Raw genomic sequence first — 22,321 nt, forward strand, 5'->3', positions numbered from 1 at the left:
TCCTTCGCATCCGTTGTGTCTCGTGCGGCGCTTACGACGGGTACGGCGCGAGGGTCCAGTTGTCACGCAACATGTCACCGTCGGCCTGGATGTCGCCGTCGATGATGTTGTCGTAGATGTAGTTCTTGCCTGGGGTCTGGTCGATGATCGAGACGAGCCCGGATGTCTGGGCGCGGAACGTGTTGCCGCTGACGCGCACGTTCTGCGTGTTGTTCAGCTGCACGGCCGGCTGCGGGTATCCGTTGACGATGTTGTCGACGATGTTCACCTGGTCGATCGGGCGCTGCGCGCTGACCCCGTCGAGCAGGATCGGTGCCGGACCGCCGACCTTGTAGCAATTGAAGTAGTTGCTCGTGAACTGCACCTGGCCCTCGAACTTCACGCCGTACGGGCTCTTGGTCTCCAGCAGAAGGCCGCTGCCCGCGGTGACTCCGAGGTAGTTGTTCGAGATGATCGAGTGGTAGCCGTCGATCATATGGATGCAACTGGTCGCGCAGCCATCGATCATGTTGCCGATCGCCTGCACCGTCTCCCAGCCATCGAGATAGATGCCCTCGTTGAAGCTCGACATGCTGTTGGTCATGATGATGATCCCGGCGTCGAACGTGCGGTTCGCACCGCGCACGCCGTACACGCAGTAGCCCAGGTGGTAGAAGACGTTCTGCTGGATCGTCGTGTTATCGGAGTCGTTCAGGCTGATCGCCGTGCCCTTGCCGGTCTGAGCCCCGAGGAACTGGCACTCGGTGACCATGAGCGAGCGCTGGTTGACGCTCGAGATCGCGGTGCCATCCCCACCGAGGAAGAACCGGCACCCGGAGATCAGCGTGTCTTGGAACGGCGAGTGCAGCGCGCTCTCGTCGAGCACGACGATGCTGCCGGTGCCGGCGTACGAGAAGGACAGGTCGATGAGCTGCAGCGCCGGGCCCGGATACACGTTGGCCGTGGATGCCTGCTTCAGGCTGATCCCGGTGGTCACGGCGTCCGCGAACACGAGCTCGCTGCTCGACCAACCGCCGAGGCCGACGACGCGCACCGGACCTGTCGCATTCAGCGTGGCCGAGATCGGGTAGGTTCCAGGCGGCACGACCAGCACGACGGATCCCGTCTTCGCGACCGCGTCGAGTGCGGACTGGAACGCCTCCGAGTCGTCAGTCTTGCCGTCACCGCGCGCGCCGAAGTCGCGCACGCTGACGACGCCCAGGTCCTTCGAGGTCACGTCGCCGGTCCGCTGGCCGTGCGGCTCGGCGGCGCTGGCCGCGGTACCGGTGAGCGCCACACCGGCGAGCACCGCTGCACCGCCCAGGCCGGCGAGCGCCGTGCGGCGCGACCATGAGGCGTGGGCGTCCGGATTGGGGCCCTTCGGAGCGGCCGAGTCACCACGGAAGTCGTTGGAAAGTTCTGTTTCTGGGATGGAACTACGTGCTGCCACCTGAGCCTCCTTGCTCATCGCGTTATCCGCTGCGCGGACGAATCGACCGTGTCGCAGACCGTCTGCGCGCACGCCGAATCGCCCCGCGTGCACCGGTTAGATCAGGATTCCGATCACGCCGACATACGCCGGAAAACGCTTTCCCGAGATTGAATGGTTTCAATATATAGCGATGCCCCCCTGCAAGGTCAAGCCCTGTTTCGCAACAAGTCCCCCTTCAGGGGCAGACCAATCCAGGAATTCTCCGGTCAACGACCGATTCGATGAATCGATCCAGATGGTCCTCTTCACGTTCGCGACGCTGCACGTTCGCGACGCTTGCCGCGTACGCGAGCCCGAGCCCGAGCCCGAGCCCGAGCCCGACACTACGAACGCGGCGTCATGACTACGGTCAAAGTCCGTAGTGTCGACGGCGAAGTTGTAGTGTCGCCGCGCTGACCTTAGTGACGGCGCCCGGACCGTGGTGTCCTGTGCGGGTCCGCGGTCGCTGCCACCGGCATCCACCCGCACCCAGCGCCTAGGGTCGAAGGCGTGAGCATCGTCGTCAGCGTTCCCGGATCCACCCTGTTGAACACCTACGAAGCGCTGCCCGGGCCTTTGCCGCAGGACGTCGAGTTCGTGCAGTGGGACATGAAGTCGCCGCCGCCTCGCGACCGCTTCGACATCGTCGTGCCGCCGTACATGGGTGGCATCGCCGTGCTCGCCGCGCTCGAGGGCGTGCACGCCGAACTCGTGCAGAGCCAGTCGATCGGATACGACGGCGTGGAGTCCGTGCTGCCCGCCGGCCTCGTGTTCGCGAATGCGGCGAGCGTGCACGAGGCATCCACTGCGGAGCTGGCTCTCGCGCTCATGCTCGCCGTGCAGCGCGGCATACCCGGATTCGTTCGCGCCGCCGAACGCGGTGAGTGGGCGCCCGAGCGGCTGGCGAGCCTCGCCGATCGCCGAGTACTCATCGTGGGATACGGCGGCGTCGGCAAGGCCGTCGAGGCTCGGCTGGCCGGATTCGAGGTCGAGGTCACGCGCGTCGCATCCCGCGCTCGCGACGAGGGGGAGGTACACATCCACGGCATCGACGAGCTGGCCACGTTGCTGCCGAACGCCGACATCGTCGTGATCGGAACCCCGCTGACGGACGCCACCAGCCACCTCGTCGACGACGCGTTCCTCTCCGCACTCCCCGATGGCGCCCTCGTCGTGAACGTCGCGCGCGGCGCGGTGGCCGACACGGATGCCGTGCTCAAGCACGCGACGGCCGGCCGGCTTCGGTTCGCGCTCGACGTGACCGACCCGGAGCCGCTGCCGCACGGGCATCCGCTCTTCGCGCTGCCCAATGTGCTCATCTCGCCGCACGTGGGCGGCGCCTCGACCGCGATGATGCCGCGCATGGCCCGGTTGTTGCGCCGCCAGATCGAGCGGATGCTGGCTGGCGAGCCGCCACTGAACGTCGTGCTCCGCACGTAGGCGGACCGTCATCTTCGAGACCGCGAGCGCGAAAGCCTTGTGAACGCACGCAATGGCATCGCTACCATCTCGTGACTGAAGGACAGGTGTCCCTCCTCCCACTCTCCGTCTCCTTGTTTACACACACGACACAGGCCTGCTAGATTCCGGTCGTGTTCGCGATAACAATTGTCCGGACCGGCATCGTCGCCGGCCTGGTCGCAGGATTCGCCCTCGCCGCAACGCCGGCCGCATCCGCTGCACCGCCCACAGCGCCGACCGTCTATGTTGACTGCGCTGCATCGCCAGGAGGGGACGGATCGCAAGGCCACCCCCTCAACAGCATCGACGCGGTCGATTCGCTCGAACTTTCCCCTGGCGAGTCCGTGCTGTTTCGTCGCGGCACGACCTGTGACGGAGAGCTCGCCCCGCAGGGGAAGGGAACTCCGGCGGCTCCGATCACCATCGGCGACTACGGCGACTCCAGGCAACGTGCCGTCATCGATGCGAACGGCGCCACGAATGCGGTCCTCCTGAAAAACAACGCCTACCTGAAGCTCACGAAGCTCGAACTCGTCGCGCCGGGCGACAACCTGACGCCGCGACGCGGTGTGTACGTCTACGGCGACGACGGTGGCACGCTCGCGGGGCTCCGCCTGGAGGCGCTGTACATCCACGACGTACGCGGCCAGTTGCCTGCGGTGGCCGACCCGGGCAACCTCTCCAGCTTCAAGGGCAAAGGACCAGACGCCTCCGGCGGCATCATCGTGGACGCCGAGGGAAGCAAGACTCCGACGGCCTTCAGTGGCCTCACCATCGTCAACAACCGCATCGACGACGTCGATCGCCAAGGCATCTACTTCTGGTCGAACTGGTGCAGACGACCACAACTCAGCCGCTGGGCAGACCTCTGCACCGCGCCATGGTTCCCCGACACCGACGTGCTCGTGGCCGGCAACCACCTTTCCAGCATCGGCGGCGACGGCCTGGTCATCACCGGCTCGCAGGGCGCCACGGTCGAGCACAATCTTCTCGACGGGTTCAACCGCCGTGCGGGCTCGTACGATGCGGGCATCTGGACGGCGAACTCGACCGACGTGCTCATGCAGTACAACACGGTGACTGGCGGCACCGGCACGCTCGACTCGCAGGCGTTCGACATCGACCACGCCACCAGCGATGTCACCGTGCGATACAACTTCAGCCACGACAACGACGGCGGCTTCATGCTCACCTGTCCCGACGCGGGCGGTACTCACGACTTTCTCGTGTACGGCAACATCTCCGTCAACGACTCGACTCGCGTCATTCAGCACGGCTGCGGCGGACCGATCTACAACGGCAAGTTCTTCAACAACACGATCTACACCGATCACACATCGGCGAACGTCTGGGATGACTCCGGGGTGAGCCCGGACGTCGAGATCTTCAACAACATCTTCGTCGCCACCGGAACCGGAAAGCTCACGTTCGTCAAGCCGAGCGATGGGCTGACCATCCACGACAACCTCATGTCGGGCTTCAGCCCGCCGTCCGGAGCGACACGCACGCTGACAGGCGAGCCGGATCTCTTCGCACCCGGCGGTGACGATCCCGCCGATTACCGCCTCGGGCCAGACAGCGCCGCACTCGGCGCGGGAGTCGCCACCGCGATTCCCGTCGACTACTTCGGCTCACCGATGCCGACCTCTGCGCCGCCCAACATGGGCGCGTATCAGGGCAAAGGGCTCGAGCGATCCGAAGCCAACGGATGCGTACTGCAACTGAGCGCGCCCGCCGCTACCGTGCAAGCAGGAACGGCGTCGATCGACCTGGCCGTCACGAACCCGTGCCTCGACGCATTCGCGGGGTCCGCGGTGACTGCGACGATGTCGCCGGACTTCTCCCTGGTCGGATCCCCGGTGTCGCCAGTGGTCGCTGCCGGAGAAACCCGACACGTGACAGTGCCGGTGGCGATTCCCGACACCATCACGCCGGGAACCTACGCCGTCGCGCTGTCGCTGGGCGGGGAATCCACGACGGTGAACGTCACCGTACCGTCGGGATGGACCCAGCGATACGGAGAGGACTTCTCCAACGTGGCGATCGGAACTTTGCCCTCGGGTTGGTACGCCAGTAGTCCCGGCAGTGCAGGCGTTGTAGCTGCTGACGGTGGCCGTGCGCTCTCGATCCAGAGGATCGCCGGGGCAACGAACGTCGTTCGGTGGGACTTCGGAGCTGTGCAACCCACCGCCAGAGTGGAGATGCGTGTGAGGGCGGCTCAGACCGGTGGTGCCATCGGCCTGCAGGTTCTGGATGCATCGCAGCAGCCGGTCGCGCGGGTATCGATGGCGGACCTCGGTGTCTGGGCCTTCACAAATGGCAACACATTCATCAACACCACCGATAAGTACGTCGCGAACACCTGGTATGACGTCGCGATCGTGGTACGGGCGACCGACTATGACGTGTACATCGACGGCGCCCTGCTCGGCACCGGCTCGACGACCGGTGGGCGAGTGCCTACGTCGTTGCGGGTGCAGATTCCGAGCAGCGTGACCGTGCCGAGCACGTTCCTGGTGGATGACATCACTATCGCAACGCCGATCGATGACGGCGCGACGCACGTTCCCGCAGCAGTCGAACCCGCCATCGATCCGACGATCGCACAGCGCCGCCCGGCCTCCGTCGACGCCGGCCGCAGCCTCGGCCTGCTTCTTGCCGGGTTCCGGCCCGATGAGCTCGTGACGATCACGAGCACGAGCACCAGCACCGTGAAGCGCGCTGGTGCGGCGGTTGCAGGCTCGGTGCCGACCGCAGAGGCCGTGAGTGATGCCGACGGCACCGTGCGTGCCGCTCTTCCCATTCCGTCCGACCAGCCGGCCGGACCGATCACGGTGACGGCGATGCAGAGCATGTTCGGTCCGAGGTTGACGGCAACCACCACCGCCACTGTGGTCTCGGATGTGCCGCCAGGGTCAGGCAGTGAAGGCGACGGTTCCGGCGGCGAGGGCACGACTCCGGGCGGCACGGGCGGCACAGGTGGTCAAGGGGCGGGCGGCATCTCAGGTGCAGGGCCGAACGACAACGCCGGAATGCCATCGACACAGAACGCCGCCGGTCGGCTCTCGGATACAGGCAGCGACCTCGTGGGCCCCTTCCTCGGCGGAGCACTCATCGTCGCAGCCGGCGCGGCGACGATGCTGATTGCACGACGCCGACGACGCATTGAGTAGCCGCAGCGCCGGCGAACGCCCCGCCCACTCATCGACATAGCGCTGAGCCGCCACTGAACGTCGTGCTCCGCACCTAGCGTCGCACCTAGCCCAACCCTCGCTTCAGCCGTCGCAAATCGCGGGTGCAGACCGGGCTGGTTCGCATTTTGCGACGGTTGAACTGTCGGGGCGGCGCGAGCCGCGAGGCCGCGCGTTACGCGGCTGCGGCGTCCTCCACCGAGGAGGCCTCGCTCAGCGCGGCGAGCTCGTCGCCGGCCAGCTGCAGCGTGACCGACTCGAGCAGCGCAGGCAGCTGCTCGATCGTGCGGGCGCTGGCGATCGGCGCCACGACAGTGGCCTGCTCGCGCAGCCACGCGAGTGCAACGGCCGCGACGGATGCTCCGTGCGACGCCGCCACGTCATCGAGCGTGGCGAGCACGCGGCGTCCGCGGTCGTCGAGGTACTTCACCGCGCCGGCCGCCCGTGCGCTGTCGACGTCGATGCCGTCGCGATACTTACCGGTGAGGAATCCGCTCGCGAGCGCGAAGTACGGCACCACGCCGAGCCCGAAGCGCTCCGCCCGTTCGCGAAGCTCGGTCTCGAATTCGCGCTCGACCAGGTTGTAATGCGGCTGCAGCGCGACCGCCCGGTGCAGCCCGTCGCGCTCGGTCACCTCGAACCACTCGTCGATGCGCTCCGGCGTGTAGTTGGAGATGGCGATCGCCCGCACCTTGCCGGCATCCACCAGCTCGGAGAGCGCGCCGACCGTGTCGGCGAGCGGAATGGTCGGGTCGTCGAAGTGCGCGTAGTAGAGATCGAGGTGGTCGACCTGCAGGCGGCCGAGCGAGGCATCCGCCGCGGCCTTGATGTTGCTGGGGGCGAGCCCCTTGAAGTCAGGATGCGAGCTCACCTTCGTGGCGATCACGAAGGTGTCGCGGTCGGGTCGCCGTGCGAGCCAGCGGCCGAGCGCGCGCTCGCTCTCTCCGCCATGGTTGCCTGGCACCCAGTGCGAGTAGCCATCGGCGGTGTCGATGAAGTTCCCCCCGGCGGCCGCGTACGCATCCAGCACGGCGAAGGACCCATCGTCGTCGGAGGTCCACCCGAAGACGTTGCCGCCGAGTGACAGCGGGTAGACCTCGAGGTCGGATGAGCCGATGCGGGAGCGCGGTGCAGACATGGAATCTCCTTCGTGGCGTGCGGGCTGGTTCTCTACGATGCAACGCGGTTCCGTCGAATGCATTCCGAGCCGTCATGCTCCGTCATCGTGGCCTCAGTGTGGTCCGACCACAGTGCTACAATTCTGTGGTCAGACCACAGGAGGTGCTCATGGCGGCGCTACGCGAGCCGGATGCCGGCGCCACCGCGCCGGGCGCGGCCGTTGCGGGCGCCGCCGTTCCGGGCGCCGCCGTTCCGGAAGCCGCGCCCCCCGCGTCGCGCGCGTGGCGCGTCGCTCTCGAGCACATCGAGTCCCGACTGCTCAGCGGCGAACTCCGGCCGGGCGACCATCTCCCACCAGAGCGCCAGCTCGCGGCGCATGTCGGCGTCGCACGTTCGTCGGTGCGCGAGGCGATCCGCGTGCTGGAGGTGCTCGGTCTCGTGCGCACCGCGACCGGGAGTGGACCGAACGCCGGTGCCATCATCGTCGCCTCGCCCGACGGCGGCATGAGCGCTGTCATGCGCCTGCACGTCGCCGCGCAGGGGTTCCCGGTGGCCGACGTGGTCGAGGCGCGACTCGTGGTCGAGCCGGCGATCGCAGCGCACCTCGCGCAGGCGCAGGCGCGAGCCGCGAACGGTGCGGTGAACCTGCAGCGGGCATCCGCTCTGCTCGACGCCATGGACGTGCCCGACCTCGAGCCCGCAGAGTTCCTCGCGCTCGACGCGCGGTTCCATGTAGCGCTGGCTGAGGCATCCGGAAACGCGGTGCTCAGCGCCACCATGGCAGGTCTGCGCGATTCGATCGAGGGCTACGTGTTGCAGGCGGTGCCCAATCTGCCTTCGTGGTGGGCGACATCCGCTCGGCTGCGCTCCGAACACCGGGGCATCATGCAGGCGATCCGCGACGGAGACGCGACGGATGCCGCGCGTCGCGTGCACGCTCACGTCGCCGGGTACTACGCGGAGTCCCGGATCACGCCCACGAGGTCGCCCACCACGCGGCCGGCCGCGCACCCCACCCCGTCGCCCACCACCCCGCAGCCGCCCACCACCACCTACTAGCCCGCGAGATGTCAGAAAATGCGACCAAGCGAGAATGATCGCGACAATTTCTGACTTCTCGACGCGGACGACATCGACACCGGAGGAGAACGAGACCATGGTGCAAAGACAGCTGCCGCAGGTGCGAGAGCTCGCCGCCCTCATGCAGTTCAAGAAGCCGGAGCTCAACGCGAAGAAGCGGCGACTCGACTCGGCCCTGACGACCTACGACCTTCGCCGCATCGCGCAGCGCCGCACGCCGAAGGCCGCGTTCGACTACACCGACGGGTCGGCGGAGGGCGAGATCAGCCTGGCGAGGGCGCGGCAGGCGTTCGAAGACGTGGAACTGCACCCTGGCATCCTGCGCCCTGCTGTGGATGTCGACACCACCTGCCAGATTCTCGGCGGCCCGTCGGCGCTGCCGTTCGGCATCGCACCCACCGGATTCACACGGTTGATGCAGACCGAGGGCGAGATCGCGGGGGCCTCTGCGGCCGGGGCTGCAGGCATCCCGTTCACGCTGTCGACGCTCGGCACGACATCGATCGAAGATGTCAAGGCGGCCAACCGCACAGGGCGCAACTGGTTCCAGCTGTATGTGATGCGCGATCGGGAGATCTCGTACGGGCTCGTGCACCGCGCCGCCGCCGCCAGCTTCGACACTCTCATGTTCACGGTGGACACGCCCATCGCGGGCGCCCGGCTGCGCGACAAGCGCAACGGGTTCTCCATTCCGCCTGCGCTGACGCTGCGCACGATCGTGAACGCCATCCCGCGGCCGTGGTGGTGGATCGACTTCCTCACCACGCCGCCGCTCGAGTTCGCGTCGCTGTCGTCGACCGGCGGCACCGTCGGCGACCTGCTCGATGCCGCGATGGATCCGACGATCAGCTACGACGACCTCGCGACGATTCGCGGAATGTGGCCGGGCAAGATCGTGATCAAAGGCGTGCAGAACGTCGAGGACTCGAAACGCCTGATCGACCTCGGCGTCGACGGCATCGTGCTCTCCAACCACGGCGGCCGCCAGCTCGACCGGGCGCCGGTGCCGTTCTGGCTGCTTCCGGATGTCGTGCGCGAGGTCGGCAAGGACGCCACCGTGATGGTCGACACCGGCATCATGAACGGTGCCGACATCGTGGCATCCATCGCGCTCGGCGCGAAGTTCACGCTGATCGGCCGCGCGTACCTGTACGGGCTGATGGCGGGCGGACGCGAGGGCGTCGACAAGACCATCGACATTCTCCGCACGCAGCTGGTGCGCACCATGCGGCTGCTCGGCGTCTCCAGCCTCGACGAGTTGAAGCCATCGCATGTGACCCAGCTCACGCGGTTCGCACCCGTGCCCCGCGCGGCGGCAGCGGCAGCGGATGCCTCACCCTCGCGTCCGCGTGCCGCCGCGTCGCGCGCACGGGCTGCCTCGACGACGAAGCGGACGGCCGACACGAAGTGACCGTGTGAAGCGACCGTGCGCGTTGTCCGGTCGCTTCACCACGGTTCTGACGCCGGTCCGTGGGCTCACCGCCGCCGCAGCTCCGTGATGCGCGGGGGCCCGCCGAGCGGTGACAGGGTGAGCACTGAGCTCGGCATCGCGAGCCCGCTCGCGCGATACACGGCATCCGCCCGCTCAGCCGACTCCTCCGGGGCGAGGTCCGGCACGGTCGCCGCGGCGAGCGCGGCCGCCAACTCATCGAACCGATCGAACTGTGCGATCGTGAACTCCCCGGCCTCCTGGCCCACGGCGAGCGTCATCACGTCGACGCCGGTGAGCGCCGCGAGCGGACCCCAGGCATCCCAGAGCAGCGGCTCGTCGCCGTTCACCGCGGCAAGGTCGAGCACGAGGTTGTGCAGCAGGTACGGCCACGAGCGCAGGAAGGCCTGCGGAAGACCGGGATCGACGACGAATCGCTCGTGGTCGACGACGGCCGAGCGGGCTGTGCGCCAAGCGTCTGCGCCGACCAGGAATCGCGTTCTGGGCATGTCGCACAGGTCGAAGGCGACGCCGCCCTCTTGGTCGGTGTATCCCTCGGGCATCTGGGGTTCGACGAGCATCCAGCGGCCGCGCTGCCTGTCCCAGACTTCGGCGATCACGTGGTCGAGCCACCACCCGCGCATCAGGTAGCCGCCGAAGCCGATGCGCATGCGCGCCGGGATGCCCGCCTCCCGCGCGAGTGCCACGAACAGCAGCGTGAAGTCGCGACAGCATCCGAGTACGCGGGCGTGGTCGTCGCGCTCGGCCGTGATGGGGCCGGACTGCAGCTCGTCGAGCCGCAGCAGGATGCTTTCGGCGTACCGCAGGTCGATCTCGGCCATGCGCTCGACTGCGAATCCCAGCCAGGTCGGATCGCCCGCGGCTCGGTAGTGGAAGATCAGGGTGCTCGTGAGGCGACGGATGTCTGCGACCGTGCGCGGGGCATCCGCGAGCCAGTCGCGCAGCACGCCCGGGTCGCTGGTCGCGGTGTGCCGCACGTAGTCGAGAGCGAGCTGTGTCGCTGTCTGGTTCATAACGGCCTTTCTGCGGAAGGGACGATGTCTTCTTCCGTTGTGCACCCTCACACCGTGTGAGGGTCAAGGCCGTGTGGCTACCGGTTCTGCAGGAGCGGGCCCCAGACGGCGCGGGCGCCGGCATCGCCGATGAGCACCACGTCGACCACCGATCCCACCGCGACGACGATGGCCGCGATGCCGATCAAGATGCGGATGCCCACGAGCGCCGTGCCGGTCATGCGGCCTGCGAGCATCCGTTCGCCGAATCTCGTCCACAACCACTCGATGAAAGCGACGATGAACAGTGGGATGACCCATCCGAGCAGGGTGTTGCCGAGATCCGCGTGCTTCTGGATCGCCGGCGTGACGCCGGTGACGGCCTCGAGCGCCAGACCCGCGTTGACGGTGATCGGCGTGAGCACGAGCACGACCAGGGCGGCAAGCGGCGTGACGATCCCGAGCCTCCGTGCCGCGGCCGGCCACAGCGCGTGCAGCAGCACGGCGAGCGCGGTCAGCGGCGTGAGCACCACGACCGCGTGCACGAGCAGGATGTGCAGCGGCAGGCCCAGGAACGTGTACGAGTCCATAGCCGTGAAACGTAGTGCACGCTCCGATGGTTCAGCTGCGCGCTGGAGCTAGGAGCGGAGGCTCCCTATCGCACGGCCGTCACGCCGCAAGCTGCGCGCCGGAACCGGCGATGGGGGCCCACCGCCGACCGCCGTCTCGGCGGTCGGTTGTGGTCAGCACCCTCAGTATGCGGAACTCGTTGAACCGCACGGGTGCGCACCTCGTGTCTCTTGTGAGCCACCTCGCCGCGCGCACGCGAGCGCAGAATGAGCGGTGGACGACGGAGGCGACATGGGCGCGGACGACGCCGCACTGCTTCGTGCTCTGCACGACGAGCACGCGCCTGCCCTCTGGCGCTACGTCGTCTCGCTCACCGGTGATACCGCGCAGGCGGACGACATCGTGCAGGAGACGCTGCTGCGCGCCTGGCGCAAGCAGAGTGTGCTCGACCAGAGCGAGACATCCGCTCGGGCGTGGCTGTTCACGGTGGCGCGCAACCTCGTGATCGACGGCGTGCGGAGCGCGCGGCACACGCACGAGGTGACGACGGACGTGCTTCCGGATGCCCCGGCACCCGACGACACGGACGCCAGGCTCGATGCGTGGCTGATCGCGGACGCGCTCGCGTCGTCGTCGCAGGAGCATCGTGCCGTGATCGTGCACGCGTACTACGGCGGACGCTCCACGGCGGAGATAGCCCTGCAGCTGAGCATTCCGGAAGGAACGGTGAAGTCGCGCATGCACTACGGGCTGCGAGCGCTGCGGCTCGCCCTGCAGGAGATGGGGGTGACCCGATGAACGACCACGAGGTGTCCGACCGCGCCTATCACGCCGATCACGCGCGGTTCGCGGAGTGGGATGCCGCCTACGTGCTCGGCGCGCTCTCCCCCGCCGATCGACGGGCGTACGAGGAGCACCTGGCGAGTTGTCCCGCCTGCTCGGCCGCAGTGCGCGAGCTGGCGGGAGTGCCGGGACTCCTCGGTGCACTCCCGACGAACGAGGCCGTGGCCCTGTTGTTGCATTCGCCGCCGGATGCCGCCGAGTCTGCTCCGATGCGCGACATGGCCGCCCCGGATCTCGCTCCTCCCGACCTCGTGCCGGCGCTCCTGCACCGGGTACGGCACCGCAGGCGGGTGCGGCGCTGGTCGCTGGCCGGCGCGATCGCGGGTGCGGCCGCGGTGGCAGCTGCGGTCGCCCTGGTAGTGCCCGCCGTGGTGAGCGCGCCGCCGGCGGCATCCGTCGCGACGAGCCTGCACCAGGTGGGGAGCGCATCCGGATCCACCAGTCCGCTCGCGGCGCAGGTCACGCTCACCCCGAAGAAGTGGGGCACGTCGATCGGCATGGTCTGCACGTGGAAAGCGGACTCGAGCTGGTCGCCCGGCTCCGGCAGTGCCACGCATTGGGACTACGGGCTCTGGGTCGTCGCGCGTGACGGCACGACCGACCGGGTCGCGACCTGGTCGGCGGGGCCTGGGGATGTCGTGCGCACGACCGATTCGACCGCGATCCCGGTGTCGAACATCGAGCGCATCGAGCTGCGCGCCCTCGATACGGGAGCCGTGCTGCTGGCCGCTCCGGTGCATCCGGGCACCTGAGGTTCTTGCGGAGCTTCAGATGAACCACGCGGCGGCCGAGCACGTGGTCTCGGCGGGCGGCGCTCATTCGGCGTCGTCGGCATCCACGGAAGGATTCATCGTGCGCAGAACAATCGCACCGGCTCTCGCCGCGGCGGCGATCGCCGTCTTCGCTCTCGCCGGGTGCGCCTCCGGCGGCTCCCCGGCCGGCTACTCGGCCGGATCGTCGCACAGCGCATCCGCTCCGCCCTCCACCGCGCAGGCGGGGAACGCGGCGACCTCGAACGATCTGAGCACGGCGAGCACGGCGCTCGGCACCGTGGTCGTCGACGGCAAGGGTCTCACCGTCTACGTCTTCGACAACGACACGGCGGGCTCCGGCAAGAGCTCCTGCACGGGAGCCTGTCTCGGCCTGTGGCCTCCCGTCACGACCGGTTCGGCGTCACCCTCAGCGAGCGGTGTCACCGGCAAGCTCGGCACCATCGTGGCCGCGAACGGCAAGCACCAGGTCACACTGAACGGATCGCCGCTGTACACCTATTCGGGCGACCGCGCCAAGGGCGACGTCACCGGACAGGGCGTGCAGGGCATTTGGTGGGCGGTGTCGCCGTCCGGCGACAAGATCACCGGGAGCAGCAAGAGCAGTGGTTACTGACGACTGAGGTGAGGACAAGCGAGCTTGCTCGCTTTTCCTCAGCCGATGGAGTCAGCCCAGCGGCGCAGCCGCGATCACTGACTCAGAACAACGCGCGAAGCGTGGCGAGCATGCGCTGCTCGTCTTCGAGCTGGCCGCCCTCGTGGCCGTTGTACGGCCAGACGACGATCTCCTTGGATGCCCCGGCGTACGCGTTGAACGCCCCGAACACCGTCGAGGGCGGGCACACGGCATCCATGAGCGCGGTCGAGAACCAGGCGGGAGCCTTCGCACGCTTGGCGAAGTTCACACCGTCGAAGTACCCGAGCACGGAGTGCACCGCGGCGACTCGCTCGCGGTGCACCGCGAGGTAGTTGCCGATCTCCTTGTAGGGCAGGTTGTCGGTGATGACGGATGCCCGCGGAAAGTCGCACAGGAACGGAACCCGCGGGAACGCCGCCACGACGTCGGGCACCAGCCCGGCCACTGCGAGCGTGATGCCGCCGCCCTGACTGGTACCGGCGACGACGACCCGATCCGAGTCGACGACCTGTAGCGAGCGTGCCGCCTCGACGGCGCGCACCGCATCGGTGAAGAGCCGGCGGTAGTAGTAGGTGTACGGGCTCTCGATGCCGCGGGTCATGACGCCGGGAACGGACGGGCCGCTGCCGTCGGGATCGAACGTGTCACCGAGCCCCCAGCTGGATCCCTGACCGCGGGTGTCCATGAAGAAGTGCGCGAAGCCGGCGGATGCCCACAGCAGGTTCTCCAGAGCGTGCCCGCGACCGCCGCCGTAGCCCTGGTACTGCACGATGGTCGGCAAGGGTCCGGACGCCCCGGCCGGCACCCGCAGCCACGCCTTGATCGGCTGCCCGTGGAAGCCGTTGAACGTGACGTCGTAGAGGTCGATGGAGGTGAGCCCGGTGTCGACGGGTGTCAGCACGACATCCAACGGAAACGAGCGGGCGTCGTCGAGCGTCTCGGTCCAGAACGCGTCGAAGTCGTGCGGTTCGCGCTGTTCGCTGGTGTACGTGCGCAGTTCGTGCTCGGGGAGGTCGGTGAACATCGCCCACCAGACTATTGCTCCGCCGGTTGAGCTCGTCGAAACCAAGCCCCGGGAAATGCCCCGCCGGTTGAGCGGCTATTGCCCCGCCGGTTGAGCTCGTCGAAACCAAGCCGACGGGTTTCGACAGGCTCAACCGACGGTAACGGTTCCTATTGAACTCGTCGAAACCAAGCCGACGGGTTCCGACAGGCTCAACCGACGGTAACGGTTCCTATTGAACTCGTCGAAACGAAGCTGCCGGGTTTCGACAGGCTCAACCGACGGTAAGGATGCCTACTGAGCTCGTCGAAACGAAGCTGCCGGGTTTCGACAGGCTCAACCGACGGTAACGGTTCCTATTGAGCTCGTCGAAACCAAGCCGCCGGGTTTCGACAGGCTCAACCGACGGTAAGGGAGCCGCTCAGCTGCGGCCCATGCCGCGGTAGCGCCAGCCGGCAGCCGTCCAGGCGTCGCGGTCGAGAGCGTTGCGCCCGTCGATCACGATCGGGCGCGCCACGAGGTCGCGTGTGGCGATCGGGTCGAGCCCGGTGTACTCCGGCCACTCCGTGACGAGGATGACGAGGTCGGCGCCGCGCAGGGCATCCGTCGTGTCTTCCGCATACTCGAGCTGCGGATGCCTCGCCCTGGCATTCGCCACCCCCCTCGGGTCGGCCGCCACCACGTCTGCGCCCAGCCCCTTCAGTGCGACGGCGACGTCGAGCGCCGGGGAGTCGCGCACGTCGTCGGAGTGCGGCTTGAAAGTGACGCCGAGCACAGCGACCTTGCGTCCCACGACCGACCCGCCCAGCTCCGCGGTCGCAAGGTCGACCACGCGGCGGCGCCTGCGCAGGTTGATCGCGTCGACCTCCTTGAGGAACGCCAGCGCATCACTACGGCCCAGCTCGTCTGCGCGGGCCGTGAACGCGCGGATGTCTTTGGGCAGGCATCCGCCGCCGAAACCGACGCCCGCGTTCAGGAACCGCCGACCGATGCGGTCGTCGTACCCGAGGGCATCCGCCAGCTGCGTCACGTCGGCGCCGGTGGCCTCGGCGATCTCGGCCATCGCGTTGATGAACGAGATCTTCGTGGCGAGGTACGCGTTCGCCGCGACCTTGACCAGTTCGGCGGTCGCGAAGTCGGTGACCATGCGAGGCGTGCCGTGCTCCAGCGCGTGCGCGTACACCGTGTCGAGCACGGCGACGGATGCCTCGTCCCCCGCCTCCACGCCGTACACCAGCCGGTCGGGATCGACGGTGTCGCGCACCGCGTAGCCTTCGCGCAGGAACTCGGGGTTCCACAGCAGCCGCGCACCTGTCGCGCGGATGCGCTCGACGAGCGCCGCGGACGTGCCCACCGGAACGGTGCTCTTGCCGACGACGACGTGTCCGGGCGCCAGGTGCGGGAGCAGGGCATCCACCGCGGAGTCGACGAAGCGCAGGTCGGCCGCGTTGCCGTCGCGCATCTGGGGTGTGCCGACCGCGATGAAGTGCACGGTGGCGTCGGATGCCTGGCTCGCGTCGGTCGTGAACCGCAGCCGGCCGGATGCGATCGACTCCGTCAGCAGGTCCGACAGGTCCGGTTCGAAGAACGGCGGCTGCCCGAGGGAGAGCCCGGCGATCTTCGCCTCGTCGATGTCGATTCCGACCACGTCGTGCCCGAGCTGGGCCATCGCGGCCGCGTGCACGGCGCCGAGGTAGCCGCATCCGGTCACCGAGATTCTCATGGAGTCGAACGTACCGCGCGGCCATGAGCGGATGCCCCCGCAGTGGCGTGCGGTCAGTCGGAGACACGCCGTCGGCATTTGCCACGCGAAGCCATTCGGACAGAGGAGTTCCGCGTGTCTTTCGATTTCCCGCCCCATTAGGATTCGACGCATGGCTGCAGCGATTCCAGCGGGTTGGTATCCGAATCCGTGGAACGACGCGGAGGAGCTCTACTGGTCCGGCGCGGAGTGGACCGGTATCTCTCGCGCGGCCCGTCGTGTCGCTCCGCAGCAGGGGACGCCGGTGACATCCGACGGCGTCGAGGACTCCACGATCATGCGCCCGGTCGGTCCTGCGGCAACCCGGGACGCCGCGCCTCTCGTCGCGGCACCCGACAGCTCCGTCGGCACCGTTCAGCCGCTACTCGAGCAGTCGTATCCGACGGTGCCATACGGGGATCAGCAGCACACCGGGCTCTCGTACGTGCCGACGTCCGCTCCGGGCCCGAACCCCTTCGGCCCACCGGCCTACACTCCCCCCGCCTACGTTCCCTCCGTCGACCTTCCGCCCGACCACGTTCCCTCCGCCGAGGTTCCCTCCGCATACGCTCCCCTCGCCGACGTTCCCCCCGCCTACGCTCCCCTCGCCGACGTTCCGCCCGCCTACGCTCGCCCCGCCGAGGTTCCGCCCGCCTACGCTCGCCCCGCCTACGCTCCCCGCTCCGACGTTCCCCCCACCTATGCGACCGGATACTCCGCGCCGCAGTACGCGCCTCCTGCAGCTCCGAGCACGCCGGATGCTTCTGCGCCTCCCGAGCAGCCGCAGTTCGACCCCGCACGCACCACCACTGATGCCGCCTCGCATTCCGACGCACCGCACACGGACTCGGCAGACGCGGCCACCATCCGCTGGGCTCTGAGCGCGGGAGCACAGCCGCAACCGGAGAACAACCCTCGGGCGAGGTTCGGCTTGATCGCGATGATCGTCGGGATCGTGGCCGCCGTGTTCGCGGTCATCCCGGGCCTCAGTTTCGCGGCCTGGATCCCTGCGTTCGTCGCCATCGGGTTCGGCATCGTCGGCTACCTCGGCGGCCGACCGCGCGCCTTCTCCCTCACCGGCATCATCGCGGGCGGAGCAGCCCTCGCGGTCGGCACCGCCGTCTCGATCTGGTTCCTGGCGCAACTCGGCGTTCTGGCCCGCTGACGCGTCCACACGCGCCACTCACCAGGAAGCATTCCGTTTGAACCGCAGAAGTGGTTCCAAGCGCCCTGTTTTGGAACCGTTGCTGCAGTTCAGATGCTCGGGGTCTGTGGACAGAACGAGCGGGCTGCACCCGGTGACGAGCACACTCCTGGGATGCCTGCACGTATCCCGATGCCGCAGCAGCTGCGGGGGTCGTCCTTCCGCACGTCCGGGCCCGACACTGGCGGGCTCGGCCGCGGTCGGCTGCGTGCCGCCGATGTCGATGCGCCGTTCCATGGCATCCGCAGCGTGGGCATGGCGCTCGACGACCCGATCGCCCTCGCGCGGGCGTACGAGCCACGCCTGAGACCCGGCCAGTTCTACTGTCATACGACTGCCGCGCTGTTGTGGGGCATACCGCTTCCCCTCGATCTCGAGCACTCGCTGCATGTGCACGTCGGCACCACGAAAGGCAGCAAACCGCGGGCCAGAGGCGCCGTCGGGCACGAGTTCCGGCCTCTTATCGTTCGCCGCCGGAATCGGCTGCCGGTGACCACAGCGGCCGACACCTGGTGCCACATTTCCTCGTTGCTTTCCCGTGAAGACCTCGTCGCGGCCGGCGACTTCCTCATCTCCGGCCAACGGCTGTGGTCCGGGATTCGCACCACACCCTTGTGCACGCCCGGCGACCTTGCGGATGCAGCATCCCGTTACGGCCGCACGCCCGGCGCAACGGCCATCCGCTGGGCGCTGCCCCGGCTCCGCACGCCGGTCGACTCGCGCAGGGAATCATTGCTGCGACTACTCCTGGTCGAGCACGGCCTGCCCGAGCCGGTCGTCGCGCACCCTGCAACTGTCGCAGGCGGCGTGGTGCTGCATCCGGATCTGTCATACCCGGCATCGAAGATCGCCATCGAATACGAAGGTGACGAGCACCGCTCCAGCAAGCGTCGCTGGCGCGACGACCTGCGCCGCGTCAGGCTTCTCGAGGAGGCCGGCTGGCGCGTCTTCCGTGTGACGGACGACGACATCAACGCCCCGGCCGCGCTGGTTCGCGCGATCCGCAAGGCCATTGCCGCCTCCTCCTGATGTCTCCTCATGCATTCTCTACGAGCGTGCGATTTCGACTGCAGAAACGGTTCCAAGGCGGCGGCTTTGGAACCATTTCTGCAGTTCAAACACCCGCGGACGGGAGGAGCGAGAAAGAGAGAGAGAGAGAGAGAGAGGGAGAGAGAGAAGGGAGAAGGGAGGGAGTCAGATTGCAGAGTTGGCTTGGGCGATCAGCGCGTCGACCACGTCGTCGGTGAGGCCGACGCCGGGGAAGCGTCCGATGCGGCGCAGCGGCATCGAGCCCATCATCGCGATGAGCTCTTCGTTCTGGAACATGCCGGCCGCCGCGGGATTCTCGGTGGCGGCCTGCTGCATGAGACCGGCCAGCACCTGCTGCCCGCCAGGATGCCGCATCCACTCCGCAAGCGACGACTGCCGGTCGAGCGGCACCACGGGCTCGTTCACGCGCAGCTCGACGCTGCCCTGCTCACGGATGTCGCGCGAACTCGCACCGACCAGGATCCCCGCCGGCCCGTTCTCGACGTACCAGCGCTTCAGCACCGGGTGGAAGTACGCGAAGTCGCGGTACCCGAGCGTGAACGACACCTCACGGCTCTCGCCCGGCTCGAGCGGCACGGCGTGGAATCCCCGCAGCTCGTTCAGCGGCCGGCGCACCTGAGCGCTCGGCGCCGACACGTAGAGCTGCACGACCTCGCGACCGGCGACCGCACCGGTGTTCGTCACGGTGACGGACACGTGAACGGACAGGTCGGTATCCGTGCCCTCGACGCTCATCGAGAGTCCTGAGTACTCGAAGCTCGTGTACGAGAGCCCGTGCCCGAACGGGTAGCTGACCGGCAGTTCGCGGGCGTCGTACCAGCGGTAGCCGACGAAGACGCCGTCGCCGTACTCGAGGTGCCCGTCGCGTCCGGGAAATGCGAGGAACGCCGAGTTGTCTTCGAGCTTCTCGGGGATCGTCTCCGTGAGCCGCCCCGACGGGTTCGCGACACCGAACAGGACGTCCGCGATCGCGCCGCCCCCAGCCTGCCCGAGCAGCCATCCCTCGAGCACCGCACGGGCCCCGCCCTGCCAGTTCGAGACGCGCACCGCTGAGCCGTTCGAGAGCACCACGACCACGTTCGGGTTCGCCTGCGCGACCGCGGCGAGCAGCGCGACCTGGTCGGCGGGCAGGTCGATGTTCCGCCGGTCGTAGCCCTCCGACTCGGCCGCCGACGGCAGGCCCAGGAACACCACTGCGACCTCGGCGGAGGATGCCACGGCCGCCGCTTCGCGCACGAGCTCACCGGCATCCCCGCTCCCGTCGAGCGTGAATCCGGGTGCGAACGGCACGCCGGAGCCTGCGATGCGACGGATCTCGGTGAGCGCGTCGTCGAGACGCGTCGGCTCGATCTGCGAGCTGCCGGCGCCCTGATACCGCGGGTTGCGCGCGAACTCGCCGATGACCGCGACGGCCGCATCAGGCGCAAGCGGCAGGATGCCTCCGTCGTTCTTCAGCAGCACGGCCGCGCGCGATGCCGTCTCCCGAGCCAGCGCGTGGTGCGCCTCGACCAGGTCGTCGGACACGGCCGGCTTGCTGCCGGCATCCGCCTTCAGGTGTGCGTGGTCGAACACGAGCTTCAGCACGTTCCGTACGGCCGCGTCGAGGGATGCCTCATCCAGCGATCCGCCGCGCACGGCGGCCACGATCGCGGCCGGCCCCGCCTCCGACTCGGGCATCTCCAGGTCGAGCCCTGCCGCCACGGCGGCGTCCCGGTCGTTCACCGCGCCCCAGTCGGAGACCACGAGACGATCGAACCCCCACTCGTCGCGCAGCACGTCGGTGAGCAGCCAGCGGTGCTCCGTCGCATACACGCCGCCCAGCTTGTTGTAGGCGGCCATGACCGTGGCGGGGGAGGCATCCTTCACGGCCCGTTCGAACCCGGCGAGGTAGATCTCACGCGCGGTGCGCTCGTCCATGTCGGCGCTGACGCGGAAGCGGTCGGTCTCTTGGCTGTTCGCTGCATAGTGCTTGAGGGATGTTCCGACACCCTTCGACTGGATGCCGCGGATCAGCGCCGCGCCCAGCGAGCCTGCGATCAGCGGGTCCTCCGAGAAGTACTCGAAGTTGCGCCCGCACAGCGGCGAGCGCTTGATGTTGATGCCCGGACCGAGCAGCACCTGCACGTCGAGCGCATTGGACTCCTCGCCGAGCGCCTCGCCGACACGCTCGACGAGTTCGGCATCCCACGTCGACGCCAGACCGACAGCCGGCGGGAAACAGGTCGCAGGAAGGCTCCCGCCGATGCCGTTCTCCTGCTCCGGCGGCTGGCGGCGCACACCGTGCGGGCCGTCGCTGAGCGTGATCGACGGGATGCCCAGCCGCTCGATGGCTCGGGTATGCCAGAACCCGTCGCCCGTGACGAGCGCCGCCTTCTCTTCGAGAGTGAGCTGGGAGATGAGGGCGTCGACGTCGTTGGCCATGGCATCCATTCTCTCCGGGGCCTCGGTGCGCCGCGACCGCAGAAGCCGCTCCCCGCTGGTATCGGCCGCAAGGCCGCGTATCGAAACCTGGGCCTCCGCGGTTCGGTTGTTTCGATACGCCGGCTTCGCCGGCTACTCAACCGACGGTGGGCGGGGAGCGGGCCGGAGTCGGATGCGCGGAGTACGGTCGAGCGCGTGACCCACCACCTGACGCGCGGTGAGGCGCGACGCATCGCGGTGCGCGCGCAGCTGCTGGATGCTCAGCGGCCGGGCGACGTCGTCGAGGTCGCCGAACAGCTCGGCGCGATAAAGATCGACCCCACTGCGACGATCTCGCCCGCACAGCACACCATCCTGTGGTCGCGCATCGGATGGTCGTACGAATCCGCCCAGCTCACGAAGGCGGCCGAGATGGACCGGGCGCTGTTCGAGTTCGACGGGAGCTTCCGGCCGGTGAGCCTACTGCCGCTCATGCTGCCGTCGATGCGCGGCTGGCCGAGACGCGAGAGCAGCAGGCAGTGGCTTCAGGCCAACGCGAAGTTCCGAGCGGATGTGCTCGCCCGGCTCCGCGCGGAGGGCCCGCTGCCGGCCGGCGACATCCCCGACACCGCCGCCGTCACCCGCGACACCGACAGCGGATGGTACGGGCCGAACCAGGTGCCGCACATGCTCGACTTCCTCGCTCGGCAGGGTGAGGTGGCCATCGTCGGCAGGCGGGGCAGGCACCGCATCTGGGATCTCGCCGAACGCGTCTACCCGCAGAACCTCCCGGAGTACGGCGACGCGGAGGCGGCCCGGATGCTCGACGAACGCCACCTGCAGGCCGCGGGCATCGCGAAGCAGAAGTCGCGGTGGACCCCGGTCGGTGAGGCGGGCGAGCCTGCCACGATCGAGGGGCTGCGCGGCACGTGGCGGGTGGACCCGGAGTCACTGACGACCCTGAACGACGACGTCGACGGCCGGGTCGCGTTCCTGAGCCCGTACGACGGGATGCTGTTCGACCGACCGCGTCTGCGGGAGATCTTCGACTTCGACTACGTGCTCGAGCAATTCAAGCCGAAGCCACAGCGCAAGTACGGGTTCTTCGCGCATCCGATCCTGATCGGCGACGTCTTCATGGGCATGCTCGACACCGAAGTCGATCGCGCGCAGGAGGTGCTGCGGGTGAACGCCGTGCACGAGCTCATCCCGTTCGAGCCGGAAGAGGACGAGATGGTGCGCGCCGAGATCGCCGACCTCGGCGAGTGGCTGGGCGTGCGCGTCGCGGAGTTCTGAGCGGATCTCCCCCGCCCCGCTCCTCCCCCGCTGGTTGCGCTTGGGCCCCATCGCCGGAGGCTCC

General features: G+C 68.3%; 17 protein-coding genes. 10 read left to right on the plus strand and 7 right to left on the minus strand.

Going from position 1 to position 22,321, the window contains the following annotated elements; all coding sequences use genetic code 11:
* Window positions 1-31: 31 nt before the first annotated feature.
* Window positions 32-1,429 carry a right-handed parallel beta-helix repeat-containing protein gene (locus tag ACYVDK_RS00445; RefSeq protein WP_460516342.1) on the minus strand — a complete coding sequence of 466 codons (1,398 nt, stop codon included), beginning with the start codon at window positions 1,427-1,429 and terminating at the stop codon, window positions 32-34.
* A gap of 531 nt (window positions 1,430-1,960) precedes the next feature.
* On the opposite strand from ACYVDK_RS00445, the gene ACYVDK_RS00450 reads away from it, so the two are divergent.
* Both ACYVDK_RS00450 and ACYVDK_RS00455 read left to right on the plus strand, forming a co-directional pair.
* The gene (locus ACYVDK_RS00450) at window positions 1,961-2,890 is read left to right on the plus strand and encodes a 2-hydroxyacid dehydrogenase (protein ID WP_460516345.1); all 930 of its coding nucleotides are present in this window, start codon (window positions 1,961-1,963) and stop codon (window positions 2,888-2,890) included.
* 152 nt (window positions 2,891-3,042) lie between these two features.
* A complete protein-coding gene (locus ACYVDK_RS00455) occupies window positions 3,043-6,084 on the plus strand; it encodes a right-handed parallel beta-helix repeat-containing protein (RefSeq protein WP_460516348.1) in 3,042 nt (1,013 codons plus the stop codon).
* 193 nt (window positions 6,085-6,277) lie between these two features.
* Here ACYVDK_RS00455 and ACYVDK_RS00460 read toward each other — a convergent pair whose 3' ends face one another.
* Window positions 6,278-7,240 carry an aldo/keto reductase gene (locus ACYVDK_RS00460; protein ID WP_460516351.1) on the minus strand — a complete coding sequence of 321 codons (963 nt, stop codon included), beginning with the start codon at window positions 7,238-7,240 and terminating at the stop codon, window positions 6,278-6,280.
* A gap of 125 nt (window positions 7,241-7,365) precedes the next feature.
* On the opposite strand from ACYVDK_RS00460, the gene ACYVDK_RS00465 reads away from it, so the two are divergent.
* Window positions 7,366-8,280, plus strand: a complete 915-nt coding sequence (locus ACYVDK_RS00465) for a FadR/GntR family transcriptional regulator (protein ID WP_460516354.1) — start codon at window positions 7,366-7,368, stop codon at window positions 8,278-8,280.
* 97 nt (window positions 8,281-8,377) lie between these two features.
* Window positions 8,378-9,712, plus strand: coding sequence for an alpha-hydroxy acid oxidase (locus ACYVDK_RS00470; RefSeq protein ID WP_460516357.1), 1,335 nt, complete (start codon window positions 8,378-8,380; stop codon window positions 9,710-9,712).
* Between the two features lie 65 nt (window positions 9,713-9,777).
* Here the strand turns inward: ACYVDK_RS00470 and ACYVDK_RS00475 are convergent, their stop codons facing one another.
* Both ACYVDK_RS00475 and ACYVDK_RS00480 read right to left on the minus strand, forming a co-directional pair.
* A complete protein-coding gene (locus ACYVDK_RS00475) occupies window positions 9,778-10,764 on the minus strand; it encodes a transglutaminase-like domain-containing protein (RefSeq protein ID WP_460516360.1) in 987 nt (328 codons plus the stop codon).
* Window positions 10,765-10,841: 77 nt separating this feature from the next.
* The gene (locus ACYVDK_RS00480) at window positions 10,842-11,333 is read right to left on the minus strand and encodes a hypothetical protein (protein ID WP_460516363.1); all 492 of its coding nucleotides are present in this window, start codon (window positions 11,331-11,333) and stop codon (window positions 10,842-10,844) included.
* Window positions 11,334-11,604: 271 nt separating this feature from the next.
* Between ACYVDK_RS00480 and ACYVDK_RS00485 the strand changes: the two genes are divergently transcribed.
* From ACYVDK_RS00485 to ACYVDK_RS00495, 3 genes are read left to right on the plus strand one after another with little or no spacing between them, the layout of a single operon-like run.
* A complete protein-coding gene (locus ACYVDK_RS00485; RefSeq protein WP_460516365.1) occupies window positions 11,605-12,111 on the plus strand; it encodes a sigma-70 family RNA polymerase sigma factor in 507 nt (168 codons plus the stop codon).
* Window positions 12,108-12,908: an anti-sigma factor family protein gene (locus ACYVDK_RS00490; protein ID WP_460516368.1), complete on the plus strand. Its 801-nt coding sequence runs from the start codon at window positions 12,108-12,110 to the stop codon at window positions 12,906-12,908. The genes ACYVDK_RS00485 and ACYVDK_RS00490 overlap by 4 nt, the downstream gene beginning before the upstream one ends.
* A 19-nt stretch (window positions 12,909-12,927) precedes the next feature.
* Complete coding sequence (locus ACYVDK_RS00495) at window positions 12,928-13,542, plus strand: COG4315 family predicted lipoprotein (RefSeq protein ID WP_460516371.1); 615 nt, start codon at window positions 12,928-12,930, stop codon at window positions 13,540-13,542.
* Between the two features lie 82 nt (window positions 13,543-13,624).
* Here ACYVDK_RS00495 and ACYVDK_RS00500 read toward each other — a convergent pair whose 3' ends face one another.
* Together ACYVDK_RS00500 and ACYVDK_RS00505 are read right to left on the minus strand one after the other, a co-directional pair.
* Complete coding sequence (locus ACYVDK_RS00500; protein ID WP_460516374.1) at window positions 13,625-14,587, minus strand: acetylxylan esterase; 963 nt, start codon at window positions 14,585-14,587, stop codon at window positions 13,625-13,627.
* Between the two features lie 400 nt (window positions 14,588-14,987).
* Window positions 14,988-16,289: a UDP-glucose dehydrogenase family protein gene (locus ACYVDK_RS00505; protein WP_460516377.1), complete on the minus strand. Its 1,302-nt coding sequence runs from the start codon at window positions 16,287-16,289 to the stop codon at window positions 14,988-14,990.
* Between the two features lie 151 nt (window positions 16,290-16,440).
* Between ACYVDK_RS00505 and ACYVDK_RS00510 the strand changes: the two genes are divergently transcribed.
* Both ACYVDK_RS00510 and ACYVDK_RS00515 read left to right on the plus strand, forming a co-directional pair.
* Window positions 16,441-17,472, plus strand: coding sequence for a DUF308 domain-containing protein (locus ACYVDK_RS00510; protein WP_460516380.1), 1,032 nt, complete (start codon window positions 16,441-16,443; stop codon window positions 17,470-17,472).
* Between the two features lie 153 nt (window positions 17,473-17,625).
* Complete coding sequence (locus tag ACYVDK_RS00515; RefSeq protein ID WP_460516383.1) at window positions 17,626-18,540, plus strand: hypothetical protein; 915 nt, start codon at window positions 17,626-17,628, stop codon at window positions 18,538-18,540.
* A gap of 165 nt (window positions 18,541-18,705) precedes the next feature.
* Here ACYVDK_RS00515 and ACYVDK_RS00520 read toward each other — a convergent pair whose 3' ends face one another.
* Window positions 18,706-20,982 carry a glycoside hydrolase family 3 C-terminal domain-containing protein gene (locus ACYVDK_RS00520; protein WP_460516386.1) on the minus strand — a complete coding sequence of 759 codons (2,277 nt, stop codon included), beginning with the start codon at window positions 20,980-20,982 and terminating at the stop codon, window positions 18,706-18,708.
* A gap of 195 nt (window positions 20,983-21,177) precedes the next feature.
* Here ACYVDK_RS00520 and ACYVDK_RS00525 point away from each other — a divergent pair, with 195 nt between their 5' ends.
* Window positions 21,178-22,257, plus strand: coding sequence for a DNA glycosylase AlkZ-like family protein (locus tag ACYVDK_RS00525; RefSeq protein WP_460516389.1), 1,080 nt, complete (start codon window positions 21,178-21,180; stop codon window positions 22,255-22,257).
* Window positions 22,258-22,321: the final 64 nt, after the last annotated feature.

It is taken from the genome of Humibacter antri (assembly GCF_054777235.1).

Coding starts and splice junctions, on each gene's coding strand:
- ACYVDK_RS00460 (WP_460516351.1), bottom strand. CDS start 7,240: ATGTCTGCACCGCGCTCCCGCATCGGCTCATCCGACCTCGAGGTCTAC.
- ACYVDK_RS00515 (WP_460516383.1), top strand. CDS start 17,626: ATGCCTGCACGTATCCCGATGCCGCAGCAGCTGCGGGGGTCGTCCTTC.
- ACYVDK_RS00470 (WP_460516357.1), top strand. CDS start 8,378: ATGGTGCAAAGACAGCTGCCGCAGGTGCGAGAGCTCGCCGCCCTCATG.
- ACYVDK_RS00485 (WP_460516365.1), top strand. CDS start 11,605: ATGGGCGCGGACGACGCCGCACTGCTTCGTGCTCTGCACGACGAGCAC.
- ACYVDK_RS00480 (WP_460516363.1), bottom strand. CDS start 11,333: ATGGACTCGTACACGTTCCTGGGCCTGCCGCTGCACATCCTGCTCGTG.
- ACYVDK_RS00510 (WP_460516380.1), top strand. CDS start 16,441: ATGGCTGCAGCGATTCCAGCGGGTTGGTATCCGAATCCGTGGAACGAC.
- ACYVDK_RS00520 (WP_460516386.1), bottom strand. CDS start 20,982: ATGGCCAACGACGTCGACGCCCTCATCTCCCAGCTCACTCTCGAAGAG.
- ACYVDK_RS00500 (WP_460516374.1), bottom strand. CDS start 14,587: ATGTTCACCGACCTCCCCGAGCACGAACTGCGCACGTACACCAGCGAA.
- ACYVDK_RS00475 (WP_460516360.1), bottom strand. CDS start 10,764: ATGAACCAGACAGCGACACAGCTCGCTCTCGACTACGTGCGGCACACC.
- ACYVDK_RS00490 (WP_460516368.1), top strand. CDS start 12,108: ATGAACGACCACGAGGTGTCCGACCGCGCCTATCACGCCGATCACGCG.
- ACYVDK_RS00505 (WP_460516377.1), bottom strand. CDS start 16,289: ATGAGAATCTCGGTGACCGGATGCGGCTACCTCGGCGCCGTGCACGCG.
- ACYVDK_RS00495 (WP_460516371.1), top strand. CDS start 12,928: ATGAACCACGCGGCGGCCGAGCACGTGGTCTCGGCGGGCGGCGCTCAT.